The sequence below is a fragment of the Larkinella humicola genome, assembly GCF_008727875.1.
GTDB lineage: Bacteria > Bacteroidota > Bacteroidia > Cytophagales > Spirosomataceae > Larkinella > Larkinella humicola.
The window spans coordinates 396,406-415,720 of the sequence record NZ_VTWS01000006.1 but is presented as its reverse complement, the minus strand read 5'-3'; the positions used below and the strand labels follow the sequence as shown (position 1 = coordinate 415,720).

Sequence of the window (19,315 nt, the reverse complement as noted above, 5' to 3'; positions counted from 1 at the left end):
TCAGGGACCGAAACCACGTGACGGAAAGCTTAACAATTATTTAACAGGCTTTTTAACAGACCTTTATGGTAATTGTTGGTCGCTGTTTTGAACGAAGTCGTTGGGATATTACCGGAAGGTTAACGAAACCGCTTCAGACTTGATGGTATCGTAAAACCGCTTGTTCCGCAGGCATGTGAGCGGGCAGTTGTGCCAGTCAGGTGATACAGGAGCCGTTGACCTAGACAAGCAAAGGATAGCCGTCGTAGAAAGAGGAAGGAAATCAAGGGTAGCCTTTGCTTCGTCACCGGCTGATGAATGCACCGTAGAAGAAGTGTTTGCCCATGCGTTGAGGATTACCACTGTTTTTAGGTAAAAATCGAATGCTACTTTTGGCTGAATCGGGTTACCGCCCTGCGCTGCCGAACGGGAACAAAGCCGAGGGCGTGTGGGATTCGGTCATCAATCGGCCTAATTCGGTGGCTTTCGCGGGGTGTTTGGCCGCCAGATTCGTGGTTTCGGCCGGGTCTTTCGCCAGGTCGTAGAGTTCGACGGGCTGGGTGGTGTTCCCGGCGGCATTCAGTCGAACAGCCTTCCAGTTGCCCTGCCGAACGGCCTGTTTACCCCCCTGTTCGTGAAACTCCCAGTACAGATAGGCGTGTTTTTTCTGAGTGCCTTTTCCCGTCAGAGCCGGAACGAACGAAATTCCGTCGATGCCTGCGGGGGCCTTTGTTCCGGCCAGTTCGGCAAAGGTGGGCAGCAAATCCCAGAAGGCTCCCACGTGCTCATTTTGGGTGCCGGGCTTGATCGTGCCGGGCCAGCGGGCAATCATCGGCTCCCGGATGCCGCCTTCGTAGAGGTCGCGCTTGAAACCGCGAAAACCGCCCCCGCTATTGAAGAAAACCGGGTCGGCACCCCCTTCGCGGTGCGGGCCGTTGTCGCTGGAAAAAATAATGAGCGTGTTCTGGTCCAGTCCTTTTTCTTTCAAGGTCGCCAAAAGCTGACCGACGTACAGATCGAGCCGGGTGACAATCGCTGCGAACGTAGCCCGAGGATATTCCTGCGAGGCATAGCCGCCGACGCTGGCGTTCGGGCCATAATCGGCTCCTTTGTACGGTTTTTCGGCGAATTTTCCTTTGTAATACTGGAAAATGCTGTCGTTGGGAACCAGCAGTTCGGCGTGGGGGAGGGTATACGGCAGGAAGAGGAAAAATGGTTTTTTCGGGTCGTTGTTTTTGACGAAACCCAGGGCCTGTTGCTGAATCAGATCAGGGCCATACTGGCTGGTTTTTAACAGGTTTTCATTTTCGGCCAGAACGATTTTCTGGCTGTTGTCCCAGAGGTGATTCGGATAATACCGGTGCGCCAGGCTCTGGCAGTTGTAGCCGTAGAAGCGGTCGAAGCCCTGTTGGTTGGGATCGCCTTCGGAACCGACTGGCCCCAGTCCCCATTTGCCAAAAGCGGCCGTCGTGTAACCCGTTTTCTTCAGAATTTCCGCCATCGTCACCACCGAATCGGCCAGGGGTTGCTGGCCCTCGGGGTCGACACCTTTGTTGCCCCGGATGTAGGTATGCCCGGTGTGGTGGCCCGTCATGAGCGACGAACGGGAGGGCGCGCAAACCGACGTTCCCGCGTAAAACTGCGTAAACCGCACCCCTTCGGCCGCTAGCCGGTCGATGTTCGGGGTTTTGATCAGCTTCTGACCGTTGATGCCCAGGTCGCCGTAGCCCAGGTCGTCGGCCAGAATGAAGATAATGTTGGGACGGGTTTGGGCCGTAACAAAAGCAGGCAGGGAAAACAGCAGATAAAAGGAAACAAGCAGGGTACGCATGATCGAACGGTTAGTCGGCTTCTTCCTCCTAAAATCGATTTGACGGAAATCCTACTCACGATCCGGCATTTTGTGAGCAATCACCCGGATCATGAGCAGGATTTCCGTCGCTTCTGCTTAGTTCGCCTGATAGACGGGGACCAGTTCGTTGCGGGCAAAGTCTTCGAGGGTTGTCGGCGTGGTGTTGTCGGCATTGCGTTCAAAACCGCCCATCAGACCGCCATCGTTAACGCGCTGGCAGAATTCCACGTAGTTATCGGCCAGACTGGGCGTCATGCCCGACTGGATCATGCCCGCCCGCGCCTGCTCGTAGGGGAAAGCGGTCCAGGCTAAATTCGGTTTTCCGAGGGCCTGGCCCACAATCTGCGCCACTTCGTCGAAGGTCAGGTCACGCGGTCCGGCCACAAACCGGACGGTTTTGCCTTCAAAATCCAAGGCCAGCAACTGGTGGGCGGCTACGGCGGCAATGTCGTCGGTGTGAACCAGCGCCAGCGGTTTATCGCCTTCGATGGGAAAACCCGCCAGCAAACCCGTTGCTTTCAGTAAACCGATGCTGCTGAAAAGATTCTGAAAAAAGAAACCGGCCCGCAGATGAACGACCCGCAGATCTTCCACCGCGTTGAGTTGGTTTTCCAGATAGGTCATGCCCTGAATGACGCCGTTCTGGTCGGGCAAATGTGCCCCAAAGCTGCTTAAACTGACCACGTAGGGAATGTGATTGGCCCGAATGGCGGCTGTCAGAGCGTCGGCCACTCGTTTTTGATAGCCTGTAAAATCGGGGGTCGTAAAGTTGGGAGGAATGATGGCATAGACCGCCGTAGCACCCCGAAAAGCCTCAATCAGAAAATCCGGGTCTTCCAGACTTCCGATGGCCGCCTGGGCACCGCTGTCGATGAGTTCTTTCAAATGGTCGGCTGACCGACCGATGACCCTGACCGGTTTTCCGGCTTGTAGAAGTTGCCGGGCGATGGGTGTGCCCGTATGGCCGCTGGCTCCTGTGATGACGTACATAGCACTTAAGTTGATTACTTTTTAGAAATAAATCTTGCCAAAACTAGAGCCAATAGTTTATATTTGTCAAGTAATCACTTTAATGTTTCTTAGTATCAAAATGGAGACTATAATTGATAATGAGGTACTTGAAAAAGGAAATAGTTCGGAAGATTTAGCGGCTTATGGGTTGACGAAGTGTCCGGTGACGCTCACCAGCCTGATCATTGGCGGAAAATGGAAGCCGGTTATTATTTACAACGTGTCGCGGGGGATCAACCGATTCGGCGAAATGCAGCGCGCCATGCCCGGTATCAGCAAGAAAATGCTGACGCAGGAACTGCGGGATCTGGAGCGAAACGGAATCCTGAACCGGAAAATCTACGCCGAAATTCCGCCCCGGGTCGAATACAGTCTGACGGAACAGGGGAACGCCACCCTGCCGGTTTTGCAGTCGATGGTGGACTGGGGGAAAGCGTATGCAAAGACGCTGGGATTGCACTAGGGCGGTTTTCGTGTGGTTTGAAAACCGCCCTGACCGGGTCTACGGTTTGAGTACTTTCAAGGTTGCGGTTCTTGCCCCGCTGGTGGCCCGCAGGAACAGCAGCCCTGCAGGTTGATAACCGAGGAACAACGTTTTTTGTTCTACTTTCGCGGCTGCTCCGACCGCCCAATCGGCCACGGCCCGGCCGTTCGCGTCCGTCAGTTGCAGGCGCAGGGGGCGTCCCTCTGCCCCCCGGACTTCCACCCCGAGCGTCGGGCCGAAAACCGGATTGCCCAACACGATCATTTCCAGCGCTTCGGGTTGTTCGGCACCCTTCCGGCCGGGCAGGGGGCAGTTCAAAAGTTTTCCCGAGTTCTTCAATACAAACGTGCTGCCCTGCACCCGCGCCGAGATCAGATGCGGGCCGGTTCCTTTCAGCGCGACCGGAACTTCGAAGCGGTAGGCATGCGCCCCGTTGCCTTTCCCGGCATTCTTCAAATCATCCCGGTAGATGTTGGCGACGGTGCTGCCCCAAACCGTGTCATCGGTGTAGAACTCCACCGTCACCGGCGTGTTGGGTTTATTGCGATCCCACACCCAGCCCCGGATCGTACCGCATTCGACTTTGTCCAGGTAGCCGTCGAAACTCCCTGTTACCGTGGTAGTTGACGCGGGATGGACGGTTAAAACAAAGCTTACGCTGTTGGTGGAACCGGGCACATCCGTGGCCGAATACGTCAGCAGGAAGCTCCCCGGTTCGGTGGGTGTTCCGCTGATCATCCGGTTTTCCGAACCCAGACTCAAACCCGCCGGTAAACCGCTGAGGGCATACGTCAGGGGGCTGCCTTCGGGGTCGGTGAAGGCGGGAAGGGTAGCCGAGAAAGGCACATCCACCTGCGCGGTCAGGGGCGTAATCAGCACCGTGGGCGAGGGCGGCACGGGGGGCTGGTTGCCCACCGGTTCGGTGCTGTTCTGGCAGATGAGTGCTTTGGGTGAATTTTTGAGGATAAAACCGCTGCCCGTCACCCGGGCCGACAGGAAGTGGGGCAGGTTGTCTTTGAGCGATTCGGGCAGGACATACCGAAAAGCGTGTTGGCCATTGCCTTTGCCCGCGTCGAGCAGATCCGGACGAAAATCACCCGCGGGCAATGTGGCAATCACCGCATCACCATCCAGGATGTCGACGGAAACGACGGTATTGATCTTATCGCGATCCCAGGCCCAGCCCCGGAAACTTTCGCAGTCGGCGCCGTAAATATACCCGTCGAAACTGCCGCTCACTGGCGTCGGCAATTCCCCCTGAAATTCAAAAGCACCAATGTCGACGGGGCCGCCGTTGTAGAAACGGGGATTCCCGGCCAGGTCCGTGGTGCCACTGGTGGTGGTGCTGCTGGTGGGATCCCCGGCGTTGATGGCGGGCGAGCCGGTCGTGAGTTGCAGGTCGGCTACGCCAACAAAAGGCAGAACTGCGGTGGTCAGGTTGTTGGCTCCGCCATACCCCGTGACTTCCGTATCGAACAGGCTGTAGGTGCCGGTGATGGTGGAACCGTTTGAGTTAAAGAAGGTTTGAGAACCGCCGTTGTTCCAGACGATGCAGTTTTTAAAGGTAGTCCCACCCCCGGTTTGGTACGCGATTCCTCCGCCCAGGGTTGCCGAGTTGCCCGAAAAGCTGCAATTGGTGAAAAGCTGAATCGAATAATTCACGGATATACCTCCGCGTGATGCCGAATTGCCAACAAAACTGCAATTCGTAACGGTTGGGCTGCCGCCGTCGTTGGCCAGTACGCCACTGTTGCCGGTGGAGGTATTGTTGGTAAATTGGCACCGGGTGATCACCGGGCTGCAGGTGCCTCCGGCATTGGTTCCGTTAAAAAGGCTCCCGCCGTTTCCGGCGGTATTCAGGGTAAAGCTACAGTGCGTCAGCCTGGGGCGACATTGGCTGCCCAGGTCGGCATAGTTATACATCGCCCCGCCCGGCCCGTCCGAGATGCCCGCCGTATTGCTCATAAAATGGCAATCGATGAATTCCGGGCTGCAGATGCCGCCCGAATTGGCCAGATTGTGCACTGCTCCGCCCGATTTGGCGGTATTGCTCACAAAGAAACAGTGCCGAACCGTGGGGCTGTCGTTGAGATTGGTCATTCCTCCGCCAACCCTATGAACGTCTTCAACGGCACTATCGGCATTGCCTGCCGTAATCACAAAACCGTCGAGCACGGCGCTGGTGGTTAGCGATCCGGAGAGATTGCTGACGACGTGGTAGGAATTGTCGGTGGTACCGGCTCCCCCGATTTCCCCGCTGAGGGTGGTGCTGGAAGGGGTGGAAAGGTTGAGGGCGGGGCGTTCGCTCAACAGGTTTTCGTCGCCCTCAAAACCGCCGTACACGGCGACGTGGTTTCGCATGGAAAAACTGATGGTGCGGTCGGCAGAGCCGGTGGGTTTATAGAGACCGGCGGCCACCCAGACCTGAACGTCCACATTACCGTTGGATTGGGAATAGGTGCTGGCGGCTTCGATGGCGGTCTGAAGCTGGGTGCCATCGAAGGCATTTTCCCAGGAAGAACCGTCTTTGGTAACGGCCCCTCCGCCTGGGGTAACGTAATAAATCTCCTGGCTGTAAACCGTCAGGCTGGTCAGGAACAGGCAGGCCAGCAACAGCCGCTGGCCCTGATTCGGTCGGGAAATGCGTAGAAAAGTTTTCATCAAAACGAAGATTGAACGGGTGAGGAAATCGACCCTAAAATTCCACCTTTTTTTGATAAATACCTGATACTGTAGCGACTACTATTGACCGTTCGATAAAAACCGGGTTTTGTGGCAGCGAGCCGACCGACCCGGTTTGCTACCGTTTGCGGGCTAGACCGATGCGATTTGGCGGGCCGAATTCCGGCCGAATTTGCTCTGGCTGTCGTAGGCCAGCCCCAGGCCAACGCTGGAGAGCTTGTTTTCATCGGCAATGGCCGCATTCGGGAAAAGCCGCTTGAATTCGGCCTGAATCAGTGGTACTTCGGTGGAGCCGCCAGTCAGAATGACCAGGTCAATGTCCTGTTGCCGCACCCCGGCATTCTGCAAACATTCCGTGGCTGATGCCACAATCTTTTCAACTTCGCCGAAAATGGCCGTTTCAAACAGCGTCCGCCGGATCGGAATTACGAAATCCGTTTCCACACAATCGAAAGGTGTGGCGTATTCGGCGTGGTCCGTCAGGGCAATTTTGGCGCCTTCGGTAGCCGCCAGGACGGCATGACCGGTTTCGTTTTCGAGAACACTCAGGAGCCGTTTGTACCGCTTTTTGTCGTGCGACTGAAACAGCAACTGCCGGGTTTGCATGATGAGTTTGGGCGTGTAGAGGAAGTTGACCTTGCTCCATTCGGCCAGATCGTGAAACGGTTTCAGCGGAACTTCCAGTTGTTTGTCGCCATAGCGGCTCCGGTAACCCAGTTCGGGCATGATGGCGGCCAGGCTCAGGTCTTTGTCGAAATCGTTGCCCCCAACCCGCACCCCCGTATTGGCTAAAATGTCCGACGAACGATCCGTTTTCCGGACGGATTGACTCGATAACCGGATTACGGTAAAATCGGAGGTGCCACCGCCCAGATCGGCCACGATCGCCAGTTTCTCGCCGGTGAGCCGGGCTTCGTGGGCAAAAGCGGCCGCGATGGGTTCAAACTGGAATTCAACGGTTTTGAAACCAATCCGCAACGCAATTTCTTTCAGTTCGGCCTGCGCCTGGGCATCCGATTCGGGCGAGTGATCGACGAAATGAACGGGGCGGCCCATCACCACATTCTCAATTTCCTGACCTGCCACGGCATCCGCTTTTTCTTTCATTTTTTTCAGAAAAGAAGCGATGATACTGGAGAAATTCATGGTGGTGCCGTTCACCACGGTGCCGTGTTTCATCAGGGGCGTTCCCAAAACCCGCTTCAGACTCCGCATGAAGCGGCCCTGCTGGCGGTCGAAAAACAGGTTGACGGCGGTTCGGCCATAGAACGCCTTGTTGTCGACGCGCTGGAAGAAAATGGCACTCGGAATGGTTACGTGCGTCTGTTCAACCGGTACGAGGCTGATTTCGCCGTCGCTGGCAAGGGCAATGCTGGAGTTGGAGGTACCAAAGTCGATTCCGCAAGAGAGTGTTGTCATCCCGGTTTTAGCTCAAAATGTAGCCAGCAAAGGCCTTTCACCGTCAGGAAAAGAACCTGACCGAAGCAGGATAGCACGGCTGTGATTGGATAAAGGGGCGCAAAGGTACGAGGAAACTTTTTGAAATTATCGCAAACGATGATTTTTATGAAGCGGGTTTCTGTCGTGCAACCCCGGATGGCATCCGGGGTGGGGGTGAGGATAGGGATAGGGGCGGCTACAGCTATGCGTCTCTGGCACGCGGCCCGTACACCAGGTCCATGTCCACCCCCAGCCCAGCCCCACCCCACCCCCATCCCCATCCCCGGATTGCATCCGGGGTTATCCAAATGCCAGCCCCGCAGGGCTTTGTTCGGGTGATTTTTGCGTTGCTCAACGGATGGAACGCTGCGATTGAAAATGAGGGGCGCTGGGAGAAGCAGCATCTGCGACTTTCGGGAGACTGGCCGACGCCGAGGGATCACTCAGCGCTTTTGTCAGCGTGACGGTGACAGTTGTTCCATTGTTCTCTTCACTCTGAATGTCCAGATGCCCTCCGTGTATTTCCACAAACTGGCGGGTGATGACCAGACCCAGGCCGGTCCCCTGAATGCCGGCGGTGTTGCTGGCCCGGAAGAATCCCTGGAAGAGCATCGAAAGATCTTTGGCCGGTATGCCGATGCCCCGGTCGATTACCTGCAAAACCAGGCTGTCTTTTCGGAATAGAATGCGCAGGTGCGGATCGTCTTTCGAAAACTTAAAGGCATTCGACAACAGATTGACAATTACATGGTTCATGAGTTTTTCGTCCAGATACGCCGGGCAAGGCGTTCCTTCGACCAGCACCAGGACGGCCCGCTCGTCGCTTCGCTGCCGAAAATGAGTGGCAATGATTTCCATGCAAACCGCGATGACATCGACCCACCGGGGCTTGAAACTGACTTTCCCAGCCTCAATGGTGCCGATGGTCAGCAAATCGCTGAGGAGTTCGCTCACGCGTTCAATCTCTTTTTCGATGACCCTCAAATGCTTCCGGATGGCGGGTTGAGCGGTGGTTGCCGGACTGTCCAGGTACAACCGGATCAGATCGACGCTGGACTGAATGGTGGTGAGGGGCGTCCGAAACTCGTGCGAAGCGGTGCTGACAAACTGCGACTTGAGCTGGTTCAGTTCCTGCTCCCGCTCCAGGGATTTCAGCAGCACGAATTCTTTTTCTTTCTGGCTGGAGATGTCATTGACGATGCCAATGTAGCGTACCGGCATGCCCCGGTTGTCTTTCATGACGAAGGTCCGAATGTGAAGCCAGCGGATTTCCTGGTGCATACCCCGCACGCGGCACTGAAGCGTCACTTCCTGGCCCTGCCGGTATTTTTTAAATTCGGCTTTGACCAGCGCCCGGTCGTCTTCCAGAACGGTATTCAGAAACGACGCCGTGTGGGGCGACGAACTCCCAAATACGCGCGCATACGCCGGATTGATGTACAGCAGTTCGAAGGGCTCGACGGAATGAATCCAGAAAACCTCATCGACGTTTTCGGCAATTTCCCGAAACCGCTGTTCACTTTCCCGAAGCGCTTCTTCGGCCAGTTTCCGCTCCGTAACGTCCCAGGCGACGCCGATGGCCCGTATGGCACGGCCCTGATGATCCCTTACCACCAGCCCATTCTGCTCCAGATAGATGATTTGGCCGTCCGGTTTAATAATCCGGCAAACGTTTGAGAAGCGATCGTCCAGGGTATCCTGGTGTTTTCCCTGACGGGTTCCTTCCAGAAAAGCCGGAAGATCGTCGGGATGAACCATCTCCGTGAACTTTTGAAAGGTCCAGTCAGTCCGGCCCGGTTTCATCCCGAAAATCGCCCAGAGGTGATCATCCCAGATTAACCGGTTATTGATCAGATCGTCCTCCCAGATTCCCTGACCCACGGCCTGCGTCGCCAGTTGGAGACGCTGGTTGAGGTTTCTTAACTGGGTTTCGGCGGCTTTCAGCGCTGAAATGTCGGTGCAGATGCCCACGTAGCCAACCACTGTCCCTGCATGGTCTTTCAGCGTGGTGGTTACGAGCAGAATCGGGACCTGTCGGCCATCTTTTCCGACGGAAATGCATTCCTGGTAGGAGTAATCCCTGTTTTTCAGGGCCACCTGAAAGAGGTCGGAGGGAGCATTCTCCGAATCCTTCAACTCGTAGGTGATGCAGGGGAGAGGGTTGTCGGGCGGGCCGGGGCAGATCTTCGGAACCCGGCCGATCAACTCCCGGTTCTGGTAGCCCAGTAATTTTTCGGCGGCCTGGTTCGCCGTCTGAACAACCCCGTTGATGTCGGTAGAAACGATGGCCTGACCGGCGTGTTGCAGCACCGCCTGATGCAGCGCCGACAACTGCCCGATTTCCCGGGTGCGTTCCTCCACGCGCTGTTCGAGGTGTTCGTTCTGTTGTTTCAGTTCCTTGTCTTCCAGGTGCTGATTCAAGACAAACGCCAACTGGCTGGCTACTTCCTGGGCAATCTGCAGGTGTTCTTCCGTGAAGAAATGAGAAACCGTCGACACGAGGGTGAACGCGCCGATGCATACCTGCCGGCGGTAGAGCGGAAGGATTACCAGCGAACGAAAGCCCTGTTCGTACGGGTGAAGTCCCGGCGGAAAACCGTCGTCGTCCGGTTGCAGATCGGGAAGGTACTGAACGTGGCTCGGCTGCCGGAGCTGATCGATGATGAAATGACTTGAAAAAGCCAGGCCGGGGTTGACCTCCAGCCGACCCTCCGCCAGCCGGTATTCGGCCACGGCCAGACCGGAGGCTTCGTGAAAACGAAAAATTGTGAGCCGTTCACAGGGAACCAGTGTGTTGATGTGGCGCAGGGCGGTTAGCAGGGGCGACTGTTCAATCGGTTGGTGGCTCAGGAGCGCCTGATCGATCGTATGAAGGCCCTGGAGCCGCTGATTCGCCCGGCGAATGGCCGCTTCCTGCTGCTGACGGTGCTGGGCGTTGCTAATCAGGGTGCTGAACGTCTGCAGCAGATGGACGTCGTTTTCGTCCCACACTTTGGGTTTGCCAATGGCATAAAAACCGATGAACCCCCGGGTTTTGTCATCCTGAATCAGCGGAACCGCAATCATCGACCGAATGAAAACGGAATCGAAAATGGCTTTTTCTTCCACGGCCTCCGGAGGCAGTTTGTCGGTGTCCAACTGAATCACCCGCCGGTTTTCCAGCCGGGTGTAGAGCCAGGCGAAAACGGTTCGCGGTAAATTTTGAAACAGGTGGCTGCTGGACGTAATGCCGGGTGCGCACCATTCGTGCGAACAGCTTCCCCGTTGCTGATCGTCAGAATACCGGAAGATCGCGGCCCGGTCGGCACCGTTAAAACGACTGATCTGTTCCAGTGCGTCGGTAATGTAGGCATCCAGTTCAAAACCGTCGAGGGTGATGAGTTGACCCGAAATGGCCGAAACGATGGATTCCATGGAAAGCCGTCGCTGGAGTTCCTGTTCGGCGGTTTTTTGTTCGGTAATATCCTGAACTTCAGCTAAAAACTGGTCCTCAATGGGCGTGAGGGTTATGTGGACCCAAACGTCCAGGTTTTTGGTTTGATAGTGTTCATCAAGTTGCTGCGGAAGCCCCAGTTGAAGAAACGAGACCAACCGCTCCAGCCGCCGACGGGCGTCAGCCGCTGGCCAGCATCCGCTGACGGTTATTCCGGTTAGTTCGTCGACCGGAAGCCCGGCTATCCGGGCGAATGCTGTATTGACGAGCCGACAGCGAAAATCAATGATCGTCTGGTACTCGTTGCGAATCGGCTCCAGGATGGCAACGCCCTGCTGTGAACGATTGAACCAGTACTGCAAAAGCTTTTCCACATCAGACCGGGTTTAGGAGGAGAGCGGGGCAGGCTATTCGGCCAGCCACTTCTTGAACGAATTGAAGCGCGCCCGGGGCAGAATAGCTTCCTGGTTTTGGCCATCGATCAGCAGAAACAGACAATATTTGCCATTTTCCCAATACGCGTATTTCTGAACGGTTTTCCGATGAATAATGCTGTGTCGATTGGCCCTGAAAAAGAGGCTGGGATTGAGTTCGGCGGCTAACTTCTCGAATGGGACATGAATTTGAAACGTGCCCAGCGGATGTCGAACAAAATTTTTTTTGTTCTGGATGAAGAAATACAGGCAGTCTTCGGTTTGGAGCACCATGTGGCCCCGTTCATCGTGCCCCTGAAGGGTTTTCATAAACAGAACCGGCGGGGGTGCCTCCCGCTTCTGTTGCTGCCGTTTGAGCCGGCTTTCGATGGCGGCCACCAGTTCCTTCATGCCAAAGGGCTTGGCAAGGTAGTCATCCGCGCCCAGCGTCATGCCCCGGCGCAGGTCAGTCATGTCGGCTTTGGCCGTCAGGAAAATAAACGGAACATGGGCTAAGGACGGGTTGGTACGAATCGATTCCAGAACCTTGTAGCCATCCAGTTTTGGCATCATAATGTCGCACAGAATTAAATCCGGTGGCTGCTGAATGGCCTCGGCGATGCCCCCCTGGCCGTTGGCAGCGGCAGTCACTTCATAGCCCCGCATGACCAGCATATCCTGTAAATTTTTCCGGATCTGCGCTTCATCTTCGATGACCAATACGTGAATCGGCATTTTTAAACGGGTTACATTTCAAAATAGGATTCAGAGAACTTGTGATTTTTATGCTTGCATTTACCGCACTACCGGAATAAAAAGTGGTAGAATTGCGCTTGATGATCAAAAGATTGGCTTAGAAATTCCAGACAAAAAGTGTAGAATACTACTTCAATGATAGGTTTTTCATTCCATTTCTCCAACTTTTTAATCGCATCTTTGTGTCTACTTTCAAGAAAAAGTAACATAGATTTTAAAGCCGTATTGTTACCGCACAATTCGCTACCCACGCTGGTTTTACCCGGTCCGATGAAAGACGAATCGTTATCGCCCGAAGGCACGTATGCCATCCGGTTCGATGTTTTTGAAGTACGAATGAGCCACTGGGTCGAAGTGCCGGGAATCTTCCGTCTGGCAGATGACGCGCTCCTTTTTGACTTGCGGGGCGAGGTCTGGAGCGCCGGGCCGATTGCGTGGCTTAGTGATTCGGTCGTCCAACTGAGTGTTCGGCGGTATCCGGGCCGGGTTTCCTGCGAATTGGTCCTGAATCTACAGGTCGGAAGGGGAGTGGCAATCTGCGGAACCAATCGTTTTGAAGGGGCCTTGTCAGCCCTGGAAAATTGGGTACGCCGACAGTGATTGGACCACGGGCTCCCAAGCCGTAGCGAGACGGTTTAGCCCCTGTAAATCACCCTGCGAAGGAATTGATGCGATGGCGTCGCCGTATTTTTTCGAACAAACCGGTCCGCAGACGGTTCTTTTCGAAAAGAACGATCTTCAACGTATGAAAACGAAATCATGGATCTGGGGACTTTCACTAGTCCTGTTCACGGCCACCACGCAGTTGGCCTGTGATTCCAAAACCGAAAATAAAGCCGAGAAAGTCGGTGACGAATACAAGGATGTAATTGAGGCCCAGCAGGAAGGAGACAGCAGCGATGTTCAGGAAGAACAGGCTGAACTGGATTCAGCCCGCCAGGATTACCGGGATCTGAAAAAGGATTCGACCCAAAAATAAGAGATGGGCTACTTCATGGTTTGGAACGCGGATCAAACGGATGGAACGGATTAGCGCAGATTAAAATCCGTTTTTGATCCGCTTGATCCGCGTTCCAACCCTAACGACGCTTCGGTGGCTCGAATGATAGATTGGCCGAAAAAAACTGCAACACTTTGGTTCCAATGCGTTCCCCAATCCGGTTGATGTGATCACCCTCGTATTCTTCGTAGGTGTGCTTGATCTGATAATCAGTAAGAATGCCGTCCAGCACTTTGTTGTTGGCGGCAATGCTAACATCTTTCGAACCCGCGTCGAAGGCAATGGCGCGTAGTTTTTTCAGGTTTGATATCGACTGGTCAATCCCTGACAGCGGGGCGTTGGCCGCCAGCTTTGCCAGAATGCCCGGCTGGGGCTGTCCGTCCTTGACCGGCAAATCCAGGTAAAAAGGCGGTCTGGTCGGGTTAGGAGCCCAGGCCGCAGCCGTTGAAAAAGCCGCCTTGGTGCCAAAATCGGATTTCTCCAGTTCTTCCATACTTTTGATGGCTTCCATCCGGCCCGCAGCCGCTTCGTTCCGATTGGGATTGAGGTTGGCACTTAGGCAGCAGGGACTCAGCAGGTAGATGCTGGAAAAAATATCCGGGTACTTCTGACCGATCCGCAGGGTGCCGTAACCGCCCATCGAATGCCCGCTTAACCCACGGCTGGCGGCAATCGGAATGGTTCGGTAATGATTGTCGATGTAGCCCACCAGTTCCTTCGCTACGTAGTCTTCCCAGTTGCCGGTGGTGACTGAATTGGAGTAAAAACTTCCAAAAAACCTGGTATACGCATTGGGCGTGACGATGATCATTTCGCGCACGGCGGGGTCGGCAAAGGCTTTATCGACCACGTCCGGCAGGTTGATCCAGTGTTTGGTAAAACCGTACCACTGGGCGTCGTTATCCGTAAAACCGTGCAGGAGATACAACACCGGATACCGACGGTTTTTGTCGGTTTTATAACTGGGCGGCAGATAGACCGACACATCACGGTCGGGCGAATCGCCGGAAAGGTTGCCCTCCAGACCTTTGCCGTGAACTTTGATGCGTTCGGCGGTGCCTTTTTTGGGGGCAGCCGACTGGCTGGTGGCCGGGAAGGCGATGCAGACCGCGAACAGAATCGCAAGGGCGGAAACTCGTGATGTTTTCATATACGGTTCAGGAATGCTTTTGTCAGCAACTTACCGATAAGTTGAACAAAGACAAAGCATTCCGAAAGCCATAGCTGAAAAGAAGTTACCAGGTATATTGATTGTTTGCTTCCGCAGCGTCGTCGGTCCGGGTTGTTAAAACCGAGCGGCTCAGGGACGATTCGCTGTCTTTTCCTTTGGCCCGTTGTTCGCCAATGCCGCCGGGAGCCGGGAGCAACAAATTGATGACCGACAGCACTTCGGCCGTCAGCCCCGGAAACAACCCGTGCACCGCGGCAGCGACTTTGGCCGGCAGTGAAATAATGAGTTCGGCACGGCCATACCGGCAGGCTTCCACGATTTGACGGGCGCTTTCTTCCGCGCTCTTCGACAAAACCGGCAGGGAGTCGCCGATCTTGAACCACGCATACTCTTTCTCGTTCTGCCCTTTGAACAGCGCATTCCGGGGGCTTCCGGTTCGCATCAAACCGGGGCAAACGGTGGTGACATAAATACCGTCTTTGATCAGTTCGGCCCGGAGTCCTTCCGAATAACCGACCAAGGCGAATTTACTGGTCGAATAAGGCAGCAGGTGCGGAAAAGCCACTTTTCCGCCGAACGACGCTATGTTGATGATACGTCCCCCCGCCGACCGGCGTTCGCGCATCCGGGGCAATACCGCGTTGATGGTGTGAAAAGCCGCCCAGAAATTGGTTTCCATCACTTCCCGAAAGTCAGCTTCTGTTGCGTGTTCGATGGGTGTCACCAGAATCGTTCCGGCGTTGTTCACCAGCACGTCCACCGGCCCCACTTCCTGCTGAACGGCCTGAATGAAGGCTACAACCTGCTCTTTCTCAGTGACATCACAGGCGTAGGTAAAAACCGTAACGCCATTCAGTTCGAGGTCGGCTTTGGCGCGTTCCAGCTCTTCCGGGTCGCGGGCGCAAATGGCCAGGTTGGCACCTTCCTGCGCAAATTCCCGCGCCAGCACCAGACCCAACCCGCGCGAACCGCCCGTGATGACAACGGTTTTGCCCCGAAAGTCGGTTTTTCGCCATTGGTCGATCAGCGTTTTGGCCGCCACGGCGACACCAATGCCCGCCAAACCCCACAGCCCCATTCTATTTGTGTTGGATAATTTCATGGTTCGTTTGTCTTTCAGTCCTTCTGTATTCAACCCGCTTCGGAACGGAATGTTGTTGCCCGGCGGTATTCTTGCGTACGAGTACACGGAGGAACCAGCGGAATGAAGGGGTAAAATAAGATTGATCGATTAAAAAATAGAATTTATCGGCAAAAACAGGCCATTGGTCGATAAAAGGCGGGGGTGAAAAGAAATAAATAAAACCGCATTAAACGTTGGTCGGGGTTGCCCCTCTAAGAGGCATATTACAACAAATAAAAACGACCAACCATGAAAACGACCATCATCACCCTCGTCACCTTAGCCTTTTTAAGCACCGGAACTGTCATGGCCCAGCGCGGATACGACAACGACCGTTACCCGGCCCCCAACCCACGCTACGACAACCCACGCTACGATAACGATCGCTACGGTAACGGCCGCTACGACAACCAACGCCGGGACGATATTCAGGAAGACATTAAAATTGACCGCCTGGATGCCATCGTTGGTCTGTCGCGTCATCAGGAGCGGCAACTGAAGCGCATCGAAGACCGGTACGATTACCGCGAAATGGAAGCCGCCAGACGGCGCGATCCTCAGGCTTACCAATATACGCTGCGTCGGAAAAATCAGGAAATGATGGCGGTATTGACCCCCAACCAACGCGAAAGATTATTTGCTTACCAACAACAATACCGTCGGAACGATCGCGGTTACTACGGGCGCCGGTACTAAGTCGCTTTATGACTCCTGCCCATTGTAAAATCGTTCTCATCGACGAGGGAGTTCACATACCCACCCTTTCTTGACTGAAAAAGCGGAGCAATCCGCTTTTTTTGTGGCCGGGGAAACGGCTGGTTACGGTTCGTCCAGAATCACGGCTGCCAGCGCGTGAACGGTTTCCCAGGAGAACGGAAGCCAGTCCCCGCTGTTGTCATCGTAGACCTCGCTGGCTGCTTCGCCGGGAAACAGTTTGTAATCAAATTTGGGGTAATTGCTGACAATGTAACCGGGGTAGTAAAACTGCATGTGCTGAAGCCGGGCGTAGTTGATTTTTTGCAGCATCAGGTATTTTCCCAGGCTGTATTTGCGGTAGTCGGGGTGGTAAAAATTCATGATCCCGGCAATGCTTTGGTCGCCCTTATCGAAAATGCCGACCGCAATCAACCGCCCGCCATCCCGGACTTCGATGGCGTACGTATCAAACACGCTGTAGGGATAGATGGCCTCATTAAACAGCCAGAATTCGACCGAATCCGGGGCTTCAAAGTCGACGGTTTCGCGATACAGGCTAAAAAGTTCTTCGGCTTCTTCCGTCAGCACAAAGGGTTTCACGGATAGTGAGAATTTCTCGTTGCGTCGCATCAAACTGCGTTGTTTGCTCCCGTAGCGTACGTTGGCCAATGTAAACCGCAGCCAGTGAACGGGCAGAATGGTGTCGTAGGAAAGCAAATACCGGCATGTAAACAGCTTCTGATGCATCCGAAAATAACCCAGGCTCAGGTACAAATCCAGTTGACTTCCTCTCATTATTGGGGCGTATAAGGGTGCTTTTTTTAATGCGGTTTCAAGTTAAGGACGAAAGTGCAGATTAGCCAGCGAAAAGAGGGCTTATCGTCCGGCATGTTCTAAACCGCTTCTTCTTTGTTTTGCAGCCGTGCGAGCCATCCCAGCAAAATCAGCAGCACCAAGCCCGCCGACAGACCCAAAAGCGGTCCGGGCACCACTTCCAGCAACCAGCCACTGGCGTAGGCTCCGCCAATGTCCGAGAGGTTGATCAGTGCCATATACGCGGTAAACTGCGAACCGGCAATTTCTTTCCGGCAAAGCGTCATTAAAATGGGAAAAGCGGCAATGCTGTACAGCGGATCAGCAATGCCCCAGAACAGAAGGCCGGCGGTTATCAACGTTCGGTTCGTCACCGTAAAAAGCAGCACATTGAATCCAATCAAAAAAAACGCTAGCACCAGCAACACCCGGATTTGCAGACGAACGGGACCTAGCCGGTCGGCCAGATAACCGCCGGCAAACACAACGGCCAGGGTTGTCAGGCTTCCCCAACCGCCAGTAAGTATCGAAAGGTCCTGATCACTCCAATGAAGCGTACGGATCAGGTAAAAATTCAGCGATCGGATAAAAACCGCAAAGCTAAGGTACGATAGCCCGATGACCCCGAAGATGCGCAGGCTCAGTGGGTTGATCAAAGCGGCACCCAATTGACTAAACAAGTGGCGCAAGCTCCACTCTTCGGCCCGGGAGCCGCCGGTGGCTGGCCGACCAAACCGGGGCAAAAGCGGATCGGTGCGGTGTAATTTCGTGACGAAAAACAGCAGTGAAAAAATCACCAGCAGAGCCGATTGCACGCCCACCGCCACCCGAAAACCGTAGCGATGCAACACCACTGACAAGGCAGCCGCACCGAACGAAATGCCCAGCAGAAGGCCGCCCCGCATGAAGGCATTTACGCGTCCCCGTTCGCGTTCCGGCGTTAGCAGAATTGCCATGGCATCGACACTTGCGTCCTGCACAGACGCCACCACCGAATGCGCAAAGAAAAGCGTCCCCAGCAACCCTGTCTGAACCGCCGGATCTTGCACCACTAACAGCACCAGTGACGCTCCCGCTGCCGCCCATTGGGTAAGAACGATCCAATGTTTGTAATGCCCCACCACCGAATAGCGGTAGCGGTCGATGAACGGCCCCCATACCAGTTGCAGAATCCAGGGCAGACCCACAATGGAAACAAAGCTGCCCACGGCTGCCGCCGGCAATCCTCGTCCAATCAGGTAATTAGCCAATGCCGTGAGGGCAAATCCGGACGGAATACCCTGCATAAAATACAGATAAAAGAAAGTGGCATACCGTAAGCGGGCGCTTTCAGCTAGTGGGGGAAAAGATGACATTCCCTTACAACTAAAAGGACTCTGCAAAGTTGCGGGGGCGTACGGGCGAAAATGCAAATTTTTTTTTGCCCCGAGCAATGACCATTACGCACCCCGCCGGGCCATGGCCTGGGCCAGCACACTGGCGGCAATGAGTTGCAGGGCGTGGTACATCATGATGGGCAACAGAGCGATGCCGACGACATTGGCCGGAAACAAAACCGTGACCATCACGCTGCCCTGAACCAGTGATTTTTTAGAGCCGCAGAACAAAGCCGTGATCCGGTCGGCTCGGTTGAAACCGAGCAGGCGGCTGATGCCATTGACCAGGCCGTAAATCAGAAAAAACAAACCGAGCATACAGGTGCCCAGTACCAGCAAATCCGAAACCGTCAGACTCTGAAACATCCGGCGCTCGAAGGATTCGCAAAACGAGGTATAGACGATCATCAGGATGACAATCTTGTCGAAGGTGCTCAACGCTTTTTTGTACCGATCCGCCCAGGCACCCAGCCAGCGGTTGAGCAGAATACCGAAAACAACCGGCGCAATGACCTGCAACGCCAGCTTTCCGATGACACTCGCCAGATCGTAATCCCCCGAACCGGTCGATAGGAAGAGTCCCATCCACAAGGGCGTCAGGAAGACGCCGATCAGGCTGGAAATGCTGGCGTTGAAAATGGCCGCCGGAATGTTGCCGCCCGCAATGGAAACCATCACCACCGACGACGAAACCGTTGACGGCAAGGCGGCTACGTAAAACGCACCGAGCCACAGCAGGCGGGTTTCGTCGGTGCCGAACACCTGCATGGCTGCCCAGACCACCAGCGGAAAAACCACAAACGTGGTCAGGTGGATCGTCGCGTGGAGTTGCCAGTTGCTAAGCCCCGCCCGGAGCTTGTCGCCACTGAGTCGCAGGCCGTAGAAAAAGAAAATGATCGAAACGCCCAGATTGGCCAGATTCGACAGGGAAAAAGGCCCTTCCTGAATGCCGGGTGTGGGCCACAGATACGCCAGACCGATCATGCTGAGCATGGCCAGCAAAAACCAGTCTAATCCCGCCCGGGCGGCTACCGAACGAAGGGAGGAAATTGAAAAGGAGCGGTTTTTCACAACACGTCAGGATGG

15 protein-coding genes are annotated in these 19,315 nt (G+C 54.9%); 4 read left to right on the top strand and 11 right to left on the bottom strand.

The window, feature by feature from the left end:
- Nucleotides 1-385: 385 nt before the first annotated feature.
- Complete coding sequence (locus tag F0P93_RS23265) at nucleotides 386-1,810, bottom strand: arylsulfatase (protein ID WP_150880130.1); 1,425 nt, start codon at nucleotides 1,808-1,810, stop codon at nucleotides 386-388.
- 117 nt (nucleotides 1,811-1,927) lie between these two features.
- Nucleotides 1,928-2,821, bottom strand: coding sequence for an NmrA family NAD(P)-binding protein (locus F0P93_RS23260; protein ID WP_150880129.1), 894 nt, complete (start codon nucleotides 2,819-2,821; stop codon nucleotides 1,928-1,930).
- A 100-nt stretch (nucleotides 2,822-2,921) separates the two neighbouring features.
- On the opposite strand from F0P93_RS23260, the gene F0P93_RS23255 reads away from it, so the two are divergent.
- Complete coding sequence (locus F0P93_RS23255; RefSeq protein WP_150880128.1) at nucleotides 2,922-3,305, top strand: winged helix-turn-helix transcriptional regulator; 384 nt, start codon at nucleotides 2,922-2,924, stop codon at nucleotides 3,303-3,305.
- A 39-nt stretch (nucleotides 3,306-3,344) separates the two neighbouring features.
- Here the strand turns inward: F0P93_RS23255 and F0P93_RS23250 are convergent, their stop codons facing one another.
- The 4 genes from F0P93_RS23250 to F0P93_RS23235 form a co-directional block, all read right to left on the bottom strand.
- Nucleotides 3,345-5,987: a putative Ig domain-containing protein gene (locus tag F0P93_RS23250; RefSeq protein WP_150880127.1), complete on the bottom strand. Its 2,643-nt coding sequence runs from the start codon at nucleotides 5,985-5,987 to the stop codon at nucleotides 3,345-3,347.
- A gap of 153 nt (nucleotides 5,988-6,140) precedes the next feature.
- Nucleotides 6,141-7,427 (bottom strand): Hsp70 family protein, encoded by a 1,287-nt coding sequence (locus tag F0P93_RS23245; RefSeq protein ID WP_150880126.1) that lies wholly within the window; start codon nucleotides 7,425-7,427, stop codon nucleotides 6,141-6,143.
- A 372-nt stretch (nucleotides 7,428-7,799) separates the two neighbouring features.
- On the bottom strand, nucleotides 7,800-11,255 hold the full coding sequence (locus F0P93_RS23240) for a sensor histidine kinase (protein WP_150880125.1): 3,456 nt from the start codon (nucleotides 11,253-11,255) through the stop codon (nucleotides 7,800-7,802).
- A gap of 33 nt (nucleotides 11,256-11,288) precedes the next feature.
- Complete coding sequence (locus F0P93_RS23235; RefSeq protein WP_150880124.1) at nucleotides 11,289-12,029, bottom strand: response regulator; 741 nt, start codon at nucleotides 12,027-12,029, stop codon at nucleotides 11,289-11,291.
- A gap of 291 nt (nucleotides 12,030-12,320) precedes the next feature.
- On the opposite strand from F0P93_RS23235, the gene F0P93_RS23230 reads away from it, so the two are divergent.
- Complete coding sequence (locus F0P93_RS23230) at nucleotides 12,321-12,650, top strand: hypothetical protein (protein WP_150880123.1); 330 nt, start codon at nucleotides 12,321-12,323, stop codon at nucleotides 12,648-12,650.
- Between the two features lie 145 nt (nucleotides 12,651-12,795).
- On the top strand, nucleotides 12,796-13,029 hold the full coding sequence (locus F0P93_RS23225; RefSeq protein ID WP_150880122.1) for a hypothetical protein: 234 nt from the start codon (nucleotides 12,796-12,798) through the stop codon (nucleotides 13,027-13,029).
- Between the two features lie 100 nt (nucleotides 13,030-13,129).
- Here F0P93_RS23225 and F0P93_RS23220 read toward each other — a convergent pair whose 3' ends face one another.
- Nucleotides 13,130-14,200, bottom strand: coding sequence for an alpha/beta hydrolase (locus tag F0P93_RS23220; protein WP_150880121.1), 1,071 nt, complete (start codon nucleotides 14,198-14,200; stop codon nucleotides 13,130-13,132).
- Nucleotides 14,201-14,285: 85 nt separating this feature from the next.
- Entirely contained in the window at nucleotides 14,286-15,323 is a 1,038-nt protein-coding gene (locus F0P93_RS23215; RefSeq protein ID WP_150880120.1) for an SDR family NAD(P)-dependent oxidoreductase, read from the bottom strand.
- Nucleotides 15,324-15,593: 270 nt separating this feature from the next.
- Between F0P93_RS23215 and F0P93_RS23210 the strand changes: the two genes are divergently transcribed.
- Nucleotides 15,594-16,040, top strand: coding sequence for a hypothetical protein (locus tag F0P93_RS23210; RefSeq protein WP_150880119.1), 447 nt, complete (start codon nucleotides 15,594-15,596; stop codon nucleotides 16,038-16,040).
- Between the two features lie 123 nt (nucleotides 16,041-16,163).
- On the opposite strand, the gene F0P93_RS23205 is transcribed toward F0P93_RS23210, so the two are convergent.
- The 3 genes from F0P93_RS23205 to F0P93_RS23195 form a co-directional block, all read right to left on the bottom strand.
- Nucleotides 16,164-16,835 carry a GNAT family N-acetyltransferase gene (locus F0P93_RS23205; protein WP_150880118.1) on the bottom strand — a complete coding sequence of 224 codons (672 nt, stop codon included), beginning with the start codon at nucleotides 16,833-16,835 and terminating at the stop codon, nucleotides 16,164-16,166.
- Between the two features lie 98 nt (nucleotides 16,836-16,933).
- Nucleotides 16,934-18,208 carry an MFS transporter gene (locus F0P93_RS23200; RefSeq protein WP_150880117.1) on the bottom strand — a complete coding sequence of 425 codons (1,275 nt, stop codon included), beginning with the start codon at nucleotides 18,206-18,208 and terminating at the stop codon, nucleotides 16,934-16,936.
- Nucleotides 18,209-18,292: 84 nt separating this feature from the next.
- Nucleotides 18,293-19,300 carry a bile acid:sodium symporter family protein gene (locus F0P93_RS23195; RefSeq protein WP_225309606.1) on the bottom strand — a complete coding sequence of 336 codons (1,008 nt, stop codon included), beginning with the start codon at nucleotides 19,298-19,300 and terminating at the stop codon, nucleotides 18,293-18,295.
- Nucleotides 19,301-19,315 lie beyond the last annotated feature (15 nt).

Coding starts and splice junctions, on each gene's coding strand:
- F0P93_RS23265 (WP_150880130.1), bottom strand. CDS start 1,810: ATGCGTACCCTGCTTGTTTCCTTTTATCTGCTGTTTTCCCTGCCTGCT.
- F0P93_RS23260 (WP_150880129.1), bottom strand. CDS start 2,821: ATGTACGTCATCACAGGAGCCAGCGGCCATACGGGCACACCCATCGCC.
- F0P93_RS23255 (WP_150880128.1), top strand. CDS start 2,922: ATGGAGACTATAATTGATAATGAGGTACTTGAAAAAGGAAATAGTTCG.
- F0P93_RS23250 (WP_150880127.1), bottom strand. CDS start 5,987: ATGAAAACTTTTCTACGCATTTCCCGACCGAATCAGGGCCAGCGGCTG.
- F0P93_RS23245 (WP_150880126.1), bottom strand. CDS start 7,427: ATGACAACACTCTCTTGCGGAATCGACTTTGGTACCTCCAACTCCAGC.
- F0P93_RS23235 (WP_150880124.1), bottom strand. CDS start 12,029: ATGCCGATTCACGTATTGGTCATCGAAGATGAAGCGCAGATCCGGAAA.
- F0P93_RS23230 (WP_150880123.1), top strand. CDS start 12,321: ATGAAAGACGAATCGTTATCGCCCGAAGGCACGTATGCCATCCGGTTC.
- F0P93_RS23225 (WP_150880122.1), top strand. CDS start 12,796: ATGAAAACGAAATCATGGATCTGGGGACTTTCACTAGTCCTGTTCACG.
- F0P93_RS23220 (WP_150880121.1), bottom strand. CDS start 14,200: ATGAAAACATCACGAGTTTCCGCCCTTGCGATTCTGTTCGCGGTCTGC.
- F0P93_RS23215 (WP_150880120.1), bottom strand. CDS start 15,323: ATGAAATTATCCAACACAAATAGAATGGGGCTGTGGGGTTTGGCGGGC.
- F0P93_RS23210 (WP_150880119.1), top strand. CDS start 15,594: ATGAAAACGACCATCATCACCCTCGTCACCTTAGCCTTTTTAAGCACC.
- F0P93_RS23205 (WP_150880118.1), bottom strand. CDS start 16,835: ATGAGAGGAAGTCAACTGGATTTGTACCTGAGCCTGGGTTATTTTCGG.
- F0P93_RS23200 (WP_150880117.1), bottom strand. CDS start 18,208: ATGTCATCTTTTCCCCCACTAGCTGAAAGCGCCCGCTTACGGTATGCC.